Genomic DNA, 13,883 nt, shown 5'->3' with positions numbered 1-13,883 from the left:
ACTACCCTTCCGCGGCGACGATCGCGGTGATGAGCACTCGTCCGTCGCGGTGCGCGGTGGTGACGATCTGCTGCCAGGACGCCTGCTCGCCATCGGGATGCCGCTCGTCCACGCCGACCAGCCAGCGCCCGGCGGGCAGCGGGGAGACGGTGACGCAGTGCCGGGTGCCGGCCGGGACCGCGGCGATGGCCTCGCGGGTGGCGCTCTCCGGGGCCACCCGGGCGTCCGGGGCAAGGAGGGCGCGCACGGCGGCGGGGTCCCGCTGTACGTACCACGCGTATTCGAGACGCAGGATGACACCGGGCGCGGTGGTGGCATCGCCCGCACCCGCGCCCACCACCCGCTCGGGGGTGACCGACGGTTGACACCAGGTGTCGGTGGCGTCGGCGGCCGGTGCCGCCGCTGGCGGTTCCGGGGGTGTGGACGGCGGTGCGGCCGTAGGCGTTTCGTCTCCGGTGACCAGCCAGGCTCCGGCCGCGACCACGGTGACCAGGGCCAGCGCCGCGGCCGCCAGGGCCGAGCGCATGATCATCCGCTGTCGGCGGCGGGTGGCGAGGCTGCGCCGTCGCGCCTCCTCGACGAGCGGGGCCATCGGGTCCTCGGCCCGCAGATCCGACGACAGATCCTCGCCGTCGTAGTCGTCCGGGTCCGGTGCGCGGCGCACGCCGCCGCGGACACCGTCATCGGTCTCGAGCCACCGGGACCACGGGGCCGCTTCCGGACTCGCCGGGTGATCCGCTCCCGCGTTCTCCGGGGACAGGGCGGGCATCGTGGCCCGCGGCATCGAGGGGTCACGCCGCTCGGACACCGACATCACTCCAATCGGTCGTCGTCACTCAGCGCGGCGCGTGGAAGGCCGACACCACACCATTGATGACATCGGCGGCGGGCCCGAGCTCCGGAGCCAGCGGCGGCATGCCCGCCACCGCATCCCGCAACCCACCGACCACCGCCGCGCCCACCGGCCCGGACTCCTCCACCGCCGCGGCCGTTTCCACCACCTGCGCGGTCACCTGCGCGACGGGCTCCGCGTACTGGGGAGCCGCGGCCGGCGCGGGCTCCCACACGGGAGCTGGCTCCGCGACCGGCGCGGGCTCCGCGACCGGCGCGGGCTCCGCGACCGGCGCGGGTGCCGGTGCGGGCGCGGCGGCGGGCGTGATGCCGGGGATGACCGGCGCGGTGATCGTCGCGACGCCGGGGATGTCGATGAGCGGAGCGGGTGCTGGCTGTGCGCCCGGCGTGGCGGCGGGTGCGGCCGCGGAGATGACCGGCGCGGCGATTGACCCGACGCCGGGGATGTCGATGAGCGGGGCCGCGTCCGTGCCCGGCGCCGGTGCGGCGGCGGGGGTGATGCCGGGGATGACCGGTGCGGCGACGGTCAGCACGCCGGGGATGTGGATGAGGGGTGCCGGGGTGGGGGCCGCGACCTGGGTCGCCACCGGCTGGTCGATGGGCAGCGGGGGCTGTGGTTTGGTCGAGTCGCCGCCGCTCAGGGCGCCACCCGCGAGGGCCGCCAGCGCACCGCCGCCGACCACCAGGGGGACGCTCACCATGCCACCGAGCGATCCGCCGCCGACGCATCCCGCGATACCGCCGACGATCGCACCGGCCGGGGCGCCGACTCCAGCGGTGGGGATGCCGCCGATCGCGGCACCGGCCAGGGCGCCGACGGCCGCGCCGACACCGCAGCCGATCGGCACCAGCACGGCCGGGGCGAGTGCGCCCGCCGTACCGGCCCCGAGCAGTGCGCCCATCGAGCTGGTGGCGGCCATGCGGTCGGATTCCTCACGCGAGAAACCCATGCCGTCGTAGGCGGCGGCGATCTGCCATTCCGCCCAGTCCGCGTACGCCTGCGCCTTGTCGCGCGTCCGCACGTCCACCCATTCGGGCAGGTCGACGATGCCGGTGCCGAGTCGCAACTGGTGCGGATTCTCCGGAATGTACGGCGTTTCCGGTGCGGGCTGTGCGGGCTCGGCCTCGGGTTCGGAGGGCTGTTCGCGCTGGCTCGGCGGCTGCACCAGGGTGTCGATATTCGGCTGCACCTGCTGCTGCGGCCGGGGTCGGGCCGGAGGTGGGGGCGGGTCCGGAATCCAGTCGGCCGGGCTGGGTGTCGGCGGTGTCGCGGGGGCCTGGGGCGGCTGGGTCAGTCCCGGTTGTCCCTCACCGGGCACCGCGAGCCCGGGTTGTCCCGGCGCCGCCCCGGCCACGCCGTGTCCCGCGGCGAGGACCACGGGTAGGACGGAGAGAGCGGTCAACGTGCGTCTAGCGGTCATTCCGGATCCCCTTGTTCGCGGCGGGTGTCGCACCGACCGCACATCCCACACCAAACCCTCTGGACGCCCACTGCGGTCGGCCGTCACCACCCCGGGTGACATATCGGGTTCCCGCCGCAATTACCCCGCGATGAGTCCCCGTCACCTGCGATGATGTTTTGCCGGGATGATGGTACCCGAAACTGAGGTCCGGCAACTGAATACGGACGAGTCGGTATGAATTCCCTTGAATAGCCGACATCCTCCGAATCCGCCACAATAAGATCGGCGGGTGTGCGCGGCAGCCGTGCCCCGCAACACCTTTCATCAGCGCCCCGATCCGCGAAGGGGAGGCTCATGCGCCTATCAGCAATCCGCCAGCGAACGGCGCTGCTCCTGCTGACACTGGTCACCGCCGCCGCCTGCGGCCTCTCCGACACCCCATCCTCCGCACCCACCTCGGCGCCCCCCGACCCGAACCGGCCACCGGCCGACATCCACTGGGAGACCTGGCAGGGTGTGCGACTTCCCTTCGGCGGCAAGGACGGTCCCACCCGCGTGGCCGAGGCCGCCCTGGGGTACTCGCACACCCCGCAGGGTGCGGCGTTGGCCGCCATCCACCACACCGTCCGCATCTCTCTGGCTCCCGACGCCACCTGGTCGAAGATCGCCGCGCAGACCCTCGTACCCGGCCCCGGCAAGGACGAATGGGTGCTGGCCCGCGCCCGGATCTCGGTCACCCAACCCGCCTCCGCGGAACTGGCTCCCCGCATCGCCGCCTACAAGTTCACCGCCTACGCCGAGGATCGCGCGCAGTTGCTCGTGTACAGCATCTACTCGGACAACAGCATTGCGGCAAACTCTCAGACAGTCGTCTGGTCACACGACGACTGGCGTTTACTCCTGCCTGACCCGGCCCTGAAATCCGTGGTGGTGGAAGCGGTCCCGGACATCCCCGCCGATGCCGTGCGATTGCCGCAACCCGACTAGTCGGCTGTCCCATTTGCGCCGCCCAAACCTTGGTGGCCCACCTGCGCACCGGCAGCCCCGCACGCACTTCTCACGTCCGGCCCGCAACCCGACCCCCGCGCGCGGAGCGTCCGGACCGGAACCCGACCACCATGCGCAGAGCGTCCGGACCGGAACCCCCATGCGCGAGGGGGGAACTGGTGGCGGCATCGCCCGGGTGCGGCTCGCCAAGAGTTCCCCCTCGCGGGTCGGACGCGCGCGGCCATCAGACGCGCGCGGCCACCGCCTCGCGGACTTCTTCGGCCACCAGGTCGGCATTGATCTGCGCACCGGCCATGGCGCCCGCGGCGGCGGCGCTGCCGACCTGAGCGGACAGGTCGGTGACATTGCCCGCGGCCCAGACGCCCGGCACCTCGGTGCGGCCGGTCGGGTCGGCGGGGATGTGCTCGCCCATACCGGAGGGGTGGGCGACCGCGGTCAGGCCCAGGCCCGCGAGGAACTCGGTGCGCGCCACCATGCGCGAGGCGACCGCCACCGTGGTGCGGGGGATGAGCGTGCCATCGGCCAGCCGCACACCGGTCAGCCGGTCCTGGGTGATCTCGAGTGCGGCCACCGCCCCCTCGACGACCTCGATTCCCCGCGCCGCCAACTCCTCCCGCTGGGCCGCGCTCAACGGCAGATCGTTGGCGAGGAACACCACATCGGCGCTCAACTGCCGGAACAGCAGTGCGCCGTGCACCGACATCGGCCCGGTGGCGATGACGCCGATGGGTTGATCGCGCACCTCCCAGCCGTGGCAGTAGGGGCAGTGCACCACCTCGCGCCCCCAGCGTTCGCGCAGTCCCGCGATCTCGGGTAGTTCGTCGACCAGTCCGGTGGTCACCAGCAGTCGCCGCGCCCGCACCGTCCCGCCGTCGCGCAGCGTCACCGCGAAACCGTCGTCGGTGCGCGCCACCGCCGTGACCTCATCGTCGACGATCTCGCCGCCGTAGCCGCGTACCTCGTCGCGGCCGCGCCGCAGCAGCTCCCGCGGCGGCACGCCGTCGCGCGCGAACAGCCCGTGCACCGCGTGGGCGGGGGCATTGCGCGGCGCTCCCGAGTCGATCACCAGCACCGACCGCCGCGAGCGCGCCAGCATGAGCGCCCCGTTCAGTCCCGCGGCCCCGCCGCCGATCACCACCGCGTCATAGTTTTCGGTCCATTCGGTCATCCAGACCACCTCCTCGCCGACGACCATGCGCCCGAACCCGCGATTTCGGCAAGCTCCTTTGCCGTTATGGCAAACTGAAGGCATGGACGACCTGGATCAGGCCCTGGAAGCGGTCGGCCCCCGCCTGCGCGCCCTGCGCAAACAGCGCGATGTCACCCTCACCGATCTCTCCGCCACCACCGGCATCTCGGTGAGCACCCTGTCCCGCCTGGAATCCGGTGCCCGCCGCCCCACACTCGAACTGCTGCTGCCCTTGGCCAAGGCCCACCGCGTCACCCTGGACGAACTGGTCGGCGCCCCGCCCACCGGCGATCCGCGCGTCCACCTGCGCCCGGTCACCCAGCACGGCATGACCATGATCCCGCTGACCCGCCGCCCCGGCGGCGTGCAGGCGTACAAGCTGGTGCTCGCCCCCGATGCTCACCGCGGCGATCCGGATCCCAAGACCCACGAGGGCTATGAATGGCTCTACGTGCTCAACGGCCGCCTGCGCGTCATCCTCGCCGAACACGATTTCGTCATGCTCCCCGGTGAAGCGGCCGAATTCGACACCCGCATCCCGCACTGGTTCGGTCCGGCCGACGACAATCCGGTCGAATTCCTCAGCCTCTTCGGCAAACAGGGCGAACGCGCGCACCTGCGCGTGAGTCCGAAAGCGGAGTCGAAGTAGGCCGGTCCGGCCCGTATTCCGGGAGTCGCGCCACGCGGAGTCGCCCTCTGGGAGGGCCGTGAAAACCGCGTATAAACTACCTCGCGGCCAACCGCATCCGGCGAGGCCGGATACGCCAGAGGAGGCCCGTGTGGAGATGAGCGTCTATTCGCCGCCAGGTGCGGTGCGCTGATCTCATGGGACGGACGGCATTGCCGGTGGTGCGGCGATTGGGGCCGCTGGGGCATCCGGCCCGGCTGACGGTGGCCGGGTTCACCGCGGTGAATTTGCTCGGCATGCTGTTGCTGACGCTGCCTGTCTCCTCGGAATCCGGTACCTGGACCGACCCGGTGACCGCGTTGTTCACCTCCACCTCGGCGGTCTGCGTGACCGGCCTGGTGGTGGTCGACACCGCCACTTACTGGTCCGCGTTCGGTGAGGCCGTGGTGCTCGCTCTCATCCAGATCGGCGGGCTCGGCATCATGACCGCGGCCTCGCTGCTCGGGCTGCTCGTCGCCCGCCGGATGGGCTTGCGGATGCAGCTCATCGCACAGGCTGAGACCAAGACCCTGCGGCTGGGCGAGACGAAACGCGTTGTGGTCGGCGTCCTCGCCATGAGCCTGACCATCGAAGTGATCGTCGCCGCGGTGCTCACCACGCGGCGATTGGCGACCACCACCGATTCCTTCGCCTCCGCGCTGTACTGGGGTGTCTTCCACGCGATCTCGGCCTACAACAACGCCGGATTCGCGCTACAGGCCGACAGTCTCGTCGGCCATGCCACCGACGCCTGGATCGTCCTGCCGATCATGATCGCCTTCATCCTCGGCGGCATCGGCTTCCCGGTGGTCTTCGAGGTCTCGCGCGCGATCCGCACCCGGCTGCGTGGGGCGCGGATCGCGGGCTGGTCGCTGCACACCAAGATCACGGTGATCACCTACTTCGGGCTCATGATCCTCGGAATCATCTTGGTGACCGCGCTGGAATGGACCAACCAGCAGACCCTCGGCCCACTCGGGCTGCCAGGGAAACTGCTGACCGGGGTGTTCCACGGCGCGACCCCGCGCACGGCCGGATTCAATTCGCTCGACGTCGGCGCGCTGCATCCCACCACACTGCTGGTCAACGACGCGCTGATGTTCATCGGCGGCGGCAGCGCGGGCACGGCGGGTGGTATCAAGGTGACGACCTTCGCGCTGCTGGCGTTCGTGATCTACGCCGAGGTCCGCGGCCAGCCCACCGTGCACGTGATGGGTCGTCGCCTGGCCGCCACCGTGCAGCGGCAGGCGATCACCGTCACGCTGCTGAGCCTCGGCGTCGTGCTGATCTCGACCATGACCCTGCTGCGGCTGTCGCACCTGCCCCTCGACGATGTGCTGTTCGAGGTGACCTCGGCCTTCGGCACCGTAGGCTTGTCCACCGGCATCACCGCCGACCTACCGCACACGGGCCATCTGTTGCTGATCGCCGTCATGTTCATCGGCCGCGTCGGACCGATCACCCTGGCGTCCGCGCTCGCACTGCGCGAGCACGAACGCCGCTACGAGCTACCGGAGGAGCGACCCATCGTTGGCTAGGACACCATTCACCAAGGCTCCCAAACACCCCGGCACACGGGTAGTCGTCATCGGCCTGGGACGGTTCGGTAGTTCGCTCGCCCGCGAACTGGTCGTGCACGGCTCGGAGGTACTGGCCATCGACTCCGACCCGCGCCTCGTCCAGGGCTACTCCGACGAGCTCACCCACGTCGCGGTCGCCGACACCACCGACATCGGCGCGCTGGAACAACTCGGCGTCCCGGACTTCCCGCACGCCGTGGTCGGCATCGGCACCGATCTGGAAGCCAGCATCCTCACCACCTCCCTGCTCGTCGATTTCAAGATTCCGCGTATCTGGGCCAAGGCCACCAGCCGCCAGCATGGCCGCATCCTCGAGCGCATCGGCGCCCACCGCGTGGTGTTGCCGGAATTCGATATGGGTGAACGCATCGCACACCTGGTGACCGGGCGCATGCTCGATTACATCGAGTTCGACGACGACTACGCCATGGTGCGCACCACCGCTCCCCGTGCGGTGATCGGTACGACGCTCACCGACAGCGGGCTGCGCGAGCAGTTCAATGTCACCGTCGTCGCCATCAAACGACGCGGCGGCGAGTTCACCTATGCCACACCGGAAACCATCGTGATGGATGGTGACCAGCTGATCGTCTCCGGCAGCATCGCCTGTGTCGAATCCTTCGCCGACCTGGTCTGAGTCGGTTCGGGGCCGCGACTGGCGGTCGGCTGTCGGTGCCCGGCGCTAGGGTACGGCCCATGGGATACGAATTTCAGGTGGTCGTCGACTGCGTCGATCCGCACACCCAGGCCGACTGGTGGGCGGAGGCGCTGGGGTGGGAGGTCGAACCCCAGGACGAGGACTTCATTCGCACCATGGTCGCCCAGGGGCACGCCTCGGAGGACGACACCACGACGCATCGGGGAAAGCTGGTCTGGAAGATCGGGACGGCCATCCGGCATCCGGAGCGGCCCCGGGTGCTGTTCCAGCTCGTGCCCGAGGCCAAGACGGTGAAGAACCGACTACATCTGGATATCCGGGTGGGGGACGAGCGGCGGGCGGCCGAGGTGGAGCGGCTGACCGAACTCGGCGCGAAGCCGCTGCACGAAGGGCGGCAGGGGCCGTTCTCCTGGGTCACCATGGCCGACCCCGAGGGCAACGAGTTCTGCGTGGCCTGAACTCCGCGGCGCGGGTCTCCGGGGCCTGAATTCCGGGCTGCCCGACCGATGTCGGAAGGCCCGACCGAGACCCGCCCGTTCACCTATCGGTTCTGTGCGCCCGGTGTGCCCGACGCTGGCGTGTGGAAGCGAAACAGATTGTCCCAGCGATGATCCAACCGCTGTTTCGCCTCCGGAAGTGACACCACCCCGAGGGCTCCACCCTCGCCCTCGGTGAGCAACTCCAGCTCCCGCAGTTTGCGCAACCCGTCGGAGACCTCGTAGTCGAAGGTGGTCCGCCAGTGCGTGCGGAACCACTCCTCGATGCGCCGATCCAGTTCCGCCGCGGTCAGCGGGTGCTCGGCGGTGCGCAGGAAGTGATAGGCGAGCAGCGCCTCCTTGACCTCCGATTCCTCCGCCGCCCCCAGCAGGTGGTGGAAGACGCCCGCGTCATTGTCCAGATTGCGGAAGTAGAGGTGCTCCGACAGCGTCTTCATGAGCTTGATCTTGCGGTTCTTGAACTTCGAGAACTGGCGCACCAGATACCCGCCGAAGGCCGCCAGTCCGGCCCCGAGCGTGACCAGCGCGGTCTGATCCAGCGTGACCGATTCGTCGCGGAGTCCGAGCCAGAACGCCAGCAGCAGCACCAGCAGCCCCATCGAAGCGATCAGCTTGGTGACCACGACGATGATCCCGGAGACCACCGCGGGCACCCCGATGAGCAGTTTGTCCAGCGGCCGCATACGCACGCGCACGCTCGGATACAGCATCTCCAGATCATTGCGCGGCACATCCTGGAACAGCTTCAACAGCACACCGCCGGCGGGCTGCCCGTCGTCGGCCTGCTCGCGCTCGGTGAACGCGATATACACCAGCACCTTGGCGTAGCTGGTGAATTCGACCGTGCGCCGCCGCAACCCGTACAGCGACTTCACCCGTTCGGTTTTGCGTGTCTCGCCGCGCCGGAAGAACAGCACCGTGTCGATATTCTCGTCCTCCACCTCCAGCCGCACCTTCACCAGCGACTGTTCGGCGAAGGCCCGCTCGATCTCGGCCTCGTCGATGCGCGTGAAATTGGCCGCCTCCGCCAGTGCGATGAGCTCCCGCTCCACTCGCTGCCGCGCCGCCACCCGCTCCGGCGGGGTCGCGGTCCGGATCACCCGCATGTCCTCGGCCGGATCGACCAGCTGATACGCGTCCAGCACCGCATCGCCGCGCTCGTGGAACGAGTAGTGGACCAGGGCCGCCAGTAATCGGGCGAACTCCAGGAAGGACTCCCGCTCGGTCTCGGGCACCTCGTCGGCGCACAGCGAGATGACCGCGCTCTTGCGAAACGGCAGAAAGTGTTCCATCGGCAACTCCTCTCGGCGGGCGCACCCGTCGGCTTCAACCCTAGGGGGCGGCCGCCACCGCCCGCGCGGGACCGGTGACCGCGAAACGGCTTCGAGCGCACCGGGTGTGCGCACCGGTCGGGTCCGTCTGGGGTGCGGGCGGTGTGCCGCGTCGCCGCCCGTTTCGCGGAATCACGGCCCGTCTCCGGCGCGCCGGTGCCCGAACAGCTGTCGTTGACGCCCGCGGGTGCCCGTTCTTGGCGGCGAACCCGCTCGGCTCGCGCCCGATCCCGCGCCGCGACGGCGGTGACGACCTGCGCCGCGACCGCCGCCGCAATCGGTCAGGAATCGAGAAGCATCGCTCGCCGGGCCGTAGCTAGCGTCGACTCCGGAACATCCGCCCGCGAGTGCCGCGGCGGCGTGGCTCGAACGGAGAGGAGACCACCATGACCAGGAATATCCGGATCAGGCAGATGCACCGGTGGCTGGCCGTCACCTTCGTGGCGACCACCGTCGTCACCGTGGTCGGATTGGCGGTTGGCGGCCCCGAATGGCTGTCCTACCTGCCGCTGGCGCCGCTCGCCGTACTGGCGTTCTCCGGTCTGTACCTGCTGGTGTCGTCGTATACGAGCGCCCGTCACGGTGCCGCGCCGCGCCCGGTCGGCTGGGTGCGGGGACAGCGGGTGCGGCAGGCGCACCGCTGGTCGGCGGTCGCTTTCACGGTGACGGTGCTCGCCACCTTCGTCGCCCTCGCCCCGGAGGACCCCATCGTCTGGGTCTCCTACCTGCCGCTGATCCCGCTGGCAGCCCTGCTCGTCACCGGATCCACCATGCTGGTGCGATGGTGGCGCGCCCGCTCGGTCCCGCTCCAGAACGCGGAACGACAGTCGTAGCACGACCTCCCGGAGATCGAATCCGAGTTCGGCGGCGCGCAGCGCGGCCGTCTCCATGGCGAGCTCGGCGTCCACCGCCGTGGGATCGCTGAGTGTCTCGTCGAGAACCATGGCACTGATCGCCTGTTCGCGTGACAGGGCGAAGCCTGGCAGCCAACTCACCGTCCACCGACCCGGCTCGGTCTCCCGGGCGAACTCGGGCGTGCGGTCACTGCTTATCAGCGGCCTGATTATCCGGAGTGTCATCGTATTTCACCTCTCGCGTAGGTGCTCGATTCGACGGTACGAGCGATGAATTACCCCGATCAATCGAAATGACCGCTGTCACTTGCCATTTGCCTGACCAGTTCGACCCCGCCCGGGCATCGGTGTGAATCATGGGATGTCTGGTGGCATTTCGTGGCACGAACTAGGCTGACATGACACACCCTGGGCGGCACGGGCAGGGGAGGGGCGCGATGCTGGCGAATCCCGAGGGCGACGCCATCGGCGACGTGGTCCGCCGTCTGCGCAAGGACCGGGGTTTCACCCAGGCGACCCTGGCGGCCAAGGTCGGATGTTCACGCAGCCTCATCCAGCAGATCGAGATCGGTTCCCGGATACCGCAGCTGTCGCTGCGCGAACGGCTCAGCCTGGCGCTGGGTGCGGTGCTGCCCGCACCCGGACGCGCAGCCACCGCCCGGGCCGTCGACAATCGGCACGACGCGCTGCGTATGCGCTTCAACGTGCTCCTCGGTGAGGATGTCGAAGCCGTCGAACGGGGTCTGCGCCTGACTCGGAGCCTGATCGAGGCCGCTCGCGCGGGGGCGGCCTGTCAGCCCCTGCGCGAGATCGCCGAACGTCAACTCGAACGCGCGGAAGACGTGCTCGCACAGGTGCCCTCGCACAGCGCCATGGTGTGGGAGTGGAATACGGTGAGCGACTGGAGCGCCATCGTCACCCACGCCACCCGTTCGGTGCGTATCATCCACTCCGCGACACTCGGTTCCATCGGCGGTGACGTCGGCGAGGACTACCACGACGTCCTGCTGCACCTGGCGAGCCGCACCGGTTCCGCCCGGGTGGACATCCGGCGCATGTACGTCCTGGACGATATCGCCGACGTCTGGCCCTACGCGGACAAGCTCTGGCGGCTGGTGCGCGCCGGGGTCGAGAATGTCGTGGTCAAGCGCGAGCACGCCAGCAATGCTTCCGGCCTGCTGCTGGTCGACGACCGCTATGTGGTGGCGGGCGAATACGACTACGCCCGCGAAACCCGGGTCGCCAGCCGCATTTCGGGCCTCGAACACGATGTGCGCTTCGCCGAGCGCCGGTTCGAACGGCTCTACCGGCTCAAGGGCACCCGCTCGGCCTTCGTGGTGAACGCGCTGATGCTGCGACCACCGCTCGCCGACTTCGAGGACCTCGACGACGGGAACTGTCGCACCCTGTTCCGTGAGGTCCTCGAAGCGGCATGGGAGCAGCTGCCCTGACGGGGTCAGGCCCCCACGTACTCAGCGAGGTGCTGACCGGTCAGTGTGGAGCGGTCGGCTACCAGATCGGCGGGCTTGCCCTCGAAGACGATCGTGCCGCCGTCGTGGCCCGCGCCCGGTCCGAGGTCGATGATCCAGTCGGCGTGCGCCATCACCGCTTGATGATGCTCGATGACGATCACCGACTTACCGGATTCCACCAGCTTGTCGAGCAGTCCGAGCAGCTGCTCCACATCGGCGAGATGCAGGCCGGTGGTGGGCTCGTCGAGGACGTACACCCCGCCCTTGTCGGCCATGTGGGTGGCCAGTTTGAGGCGCTGCCGCTCACCGCCGGACAGTGTGGTCAGCGGCTGCCCGATGGTCAGATAGCCGAGCCCGACATCGGCGAGTCGTCGCAGGATCGCATGCGCGGCAGGGGTTTTGGCCTCGCCGTCACCGAAGAACTCCACGGCCTCGGTCACCGGCATGGCCAGCACCTCGCTGATGTCCTTGCCGCCCAGGGTATATTCCAGCACCTCCGCCATGAACCGCTTGCCCTCGCACACCTCACAGGTGGTGGCGACCCCGGCCATGATGCCCAGATCGGAGTAGACGACGCCCGCGCCGTTGCAATTCGGGCACGCGCCTTCGGAATTAGAGCTGAACAGCGCGGGTTTGACCCCGTTGGCCTTCGCGAACGCCTTGCGGATCGGCTCGAGCAGCCCGGTGTAGGTGGCCGGATTGCTGCGCCGCGAGCCGCGAATGGGCGTCTGGTCCACCGCCACCACGCCGTCGGAACCGGGTATGGAGCCGTGGATCAGCGAACTCTTGCCGGATCCGGCCACGCCGGTGACCACGCACAGCACGCCGAGCGGGACATCGACGGAGACATCGCGCAGATTGTTGGTCTTGGCATGGCGAATCTTCCACGCCCCGTTCGGTTCCCGTACCTCGCTCTTGAGCGTGGCGCGGTCGTCGAAGTGCCGCCCGGTGATGGTCCCGCTGGTGCGCAGCTTGTCGACGGTGCCCTCGAAGCAGATGGCGCCGCCCGCCGCGCCCGCGCCCGGACCGAGGTCCACCACATGGTCGCCGATGGCGATGGTCTCCGGCTTGTGCTCGACGACCAGGACCGTATTGCCCTTGTCCCGCAGTCGCAGCAGCAGATCGTTCATGCGCTGGATATCGTGCGGATGTAGTCCGGCGGTGGGCTCGTCGAACACATAGGTGACATCGGTGAGCGAGGAGCCGAGGTGGCGAATCATCTTGACGCGCTGCGCCTCACCGCCCGACAGCGTGCCCGAGGGCCGGTTCAGCGACAGATAGCCGAGCCCGATCTCCACGAACGAGTCGAGCGTGTGCCGCAGCGCGTCCAGCAGCGGCTGCACTGACGGTTCCCGCAGTCCGCCGACCCACTCGGCCAGATCGCTGATCTGCATGGCGCACGCGTCGGCGATATTGACCTTGCCGATCTTCGACGAGCGCGCCTCGGCGCTGAGCCGGGTGCCGTCGCAGTCCGGACAGGTCTGGAAGGTCACCGCTCGTTCCACAAACGCGCGCACATGCGACTGCAAGGAGTCGACGTCCTTGGCCAGCATGGTCTTGCGCATCTTGGTGATGATGCCCTCGTAGGTGAGGTTGATGCCCTCGACCTTGATTTTGGTGGGCTCCTTGTAGAGCAGATCGTTGAGTTCACGTTTGGTGAACTTCTTGATCGGCTTGTCCATATCGAAGAATCCGGAGCCGCTGAAGATGCGGCCGTACCAGCCGTCCATGCTGTAGCCCGGCACGGTCAGCGCGCCCCCGTTGAGCGATTTGCTGTCGTCGTAGAGCTGGGTCAGGTCGATGTCGTTGACCGACCCGCGCCCCTCACAGCGCGGGCACATCCCGCCGGTGATGCTGAAGCTGCGCCGCTCCCGGACCTTCTGGCCGCCCTTCTCCACCGTGACCGCGCCCGCCCCGCTGATGGAGGCCACATTGAAGGAGAACGCCTGCGGGGAACCGATATGCGGTGTGCCGAGTCGGCTGAACAGAATGCGCAGCATGGCATTGGCGTCGGTGGCGGTGCCGACCGTGGAGCGGGGGTCGGAGCCCATTCGCTCCTGGTCGACGATGATGGCGGTGGTCAGACCGTCCAGCACGTCCACGTCGGGTCGCGCCTGGGTCGGCATGAAGCCCTGGATGAAGGTGCTGTAGGTCTCGTTGATGAGCCGCCGCGACTCCGCGGCGATGGTGTCGAACACCAGCGAGCTCTTGCCCGAGCCCGATACGCCGGTGAACACGGTCAACCGGCGCTTGGGGATCTCGACGCTGACGTCCTTCAGGTTGTTCTCCCGCGCGCCGACCACCCGGATCAGATCGTGGGTGTCGGCCGCGTGCGCGGGCGACCGCGTGTCCGTCTTCTTGGCCATAGCTCG

General features: G+C 69.0%; 12 protein-coding genes. 7 read left to right on the top strand and 5 right to left on the bottom strand.

Going from position 1 to position 13,883, the window contains the following annotated elements:
• Position 1: 1 nt before the first annotated feature.
• Positions 2–808, bottom strand: a complete 807-nt coding sequence (locus FOH10_RS18430) for a DUF8176 domain-containing protein (protein WP_143981671.1) — start codon at positions 806–808, stop codon at positions 2–4.
• A gap of 28 nt (positions 809–836) precedes the next feature.
• Entirely contained in the window at positions 837–2,273 is a 1,437-nt protein-coding gene (locus FOH10_RS18425; protein ID WP_143981670.1) for a hypothetical protein, read from the bottom strand.
• A gap of 336 nt (positions 2,274–2,609) precedes the next feature.
• Here FOH10_RS18425 and FOH10_RS18420 point away from each other — a divergent pair, with 336 nt between their 5' ends.
• A complete protein-coding gene (locus FOH10_RS18420; protein WP_244961266.1) occupies positions 2,610–3,242 on the top strand; it encodes a DUF8175 domain-containg protein in 633 nt (210 codons plus the stop codon).
• Between the two features lie 244 nt (positions 3,243–3,486).
• On the opposite strand, the gene FOH10_RS18415 is transcribed toward FOH10_RS18420, so the two are convergent.
• Positions 3,487–4,431 carry an NAD(P)/FAD-dependent oxidoreductase gene (locus FOH10_RS18415; protein WP_143981669.1) on the bottom strand — a complete coding sequence of 315 codons (945 nt, stop codon included), beginning with the start codon at positions 4,429–4,431 and terminating at the stop codon, positions 3,487–3,489.
• 82 nt (positions 4,432–4,513) lie between these two features.
• On the opposite strand from FOH10_RS18415, the gene FOH10_RS18410 reads away from it, so the two are divergent.
• The 4 genes from FOH10_RS18410 (at position 4,514) to FOH10_RS18395 (ending at position 7,815) form a co-directional block, all read left to right on the top strand.
• Entirely contained in the window at positions 4,514–5,101 is a 588-nt protein-coding gene (locus tag FOH10_RS18410; protein WP_143981668.1) for a helix-turn-helix domain-containing protein, read from the top strand.
• Between the two features lie 176 nt (positions 5,102–5,277).
• On the top strand, positions 5,278–6,657 hold the full coding sequence (locus FOH10_RS18405; RefSeq protein WP_143981667.1) for a TrkH family potassium uptake protein: 1,380 nt from the start codon (positions 5,278–5,280) through the stop codon (positions 6,655–6,657).
• Positions 6,650–7,336, top strand: coding sequence for a potassium channel family protein (locus FOH10_RS18400; RefSeq protein WP_143981666.1), 687 nt, complete (start codon positions 6,650–6,652; stop codon positions 7,334–7,336). Before FOH10_RS18405 ends, FOH10_RS18400 begins: the two co-directional genes overlap by 8 nt.
• A gap of 59 nt (positions 7,337–7,395) precedes the next feature.
• The gene (locus FOH10_RS18395; protein ID WP_143981665.1) at positions 7,396–7,815 is read left to right on the top strand and encodes a VOC family protein; all 420 of its coding nucleotides are present in this window, start codon (positions 7,396–7,398) and stop codon (positions 7,813–7,815) included.
• Positions 7,816–7,898: 83 nt separating this feature from the next.
• On the opposite strand, the gene FOH10_RS18390 is transcribed toward FOH10_RS18395, so the two are convergent.
• A complete protein-coding gene (locus FOH10_RS18390) occupies positions 7,899–9,146 on the bottom strand; it encodes a TMEM143 family protein (protein ID WP_143981664.1) in 1,248 nt (415 codons plus the stop codon).
• A gap of 425 nt (positions 9,147–9,571) precedes the next feature.
• On the opposite strand from FOH10_RS18390, the gene FOH10_RS35250 reads away from it, so the two are divergent.
• Positions 9,572–10,018, top strand: coding sequence for a hypothetical protein (locus FOH10_RS35250; RefSeq protein WP_221937839.1), 447 nt, complete (start codon positions 9,572–9,574; stop codon positions 10,016–10,018).
• Between the two features lie 458 nt (positions 10,019–10,476).
• Positions 10,477–11,490, top strand: coding sequence for a helix-turn-helix domain-containing protein (locus FOH10_RS18375; RefSeq protein ID WP_186000525.1), 1,014 nt, complete (start codon positions 10,477–10,479; stop codon positions 11,488–11,490).
• 5 nt (positions 11,491–11,495) lie between these two features.
• On the opposite strand, the gene FOH10_RS18370 is transcribed toward FOH10_RS18375, so the two are convergent.
• Entirely contained in the window at positions 11,496–13,877 is a 2,382-nt protein-coding gene (locus tag FOH10_RS18370; protein ID WP_143981662.1) for an ATP-binding cassette domain-containing protein, read from the bottom strand.
• Positions 13,878–13,883 lie beyond the last annotated feature (6 nt).

The organism is Nocardia otitidiscaviarum (assembly GCF_007362295.1).
GTDB classification, from domain to species: domain Bacteria; phylum Actinomycetota; class Actinomycetes; order Mycobacteriales; family Mycobacteriaceae; genus Nocardia; species Nocardia otitidiscaviarum.
This window is presented reverse-complemented; position numbering and strand designations above follow the sequence as displayed.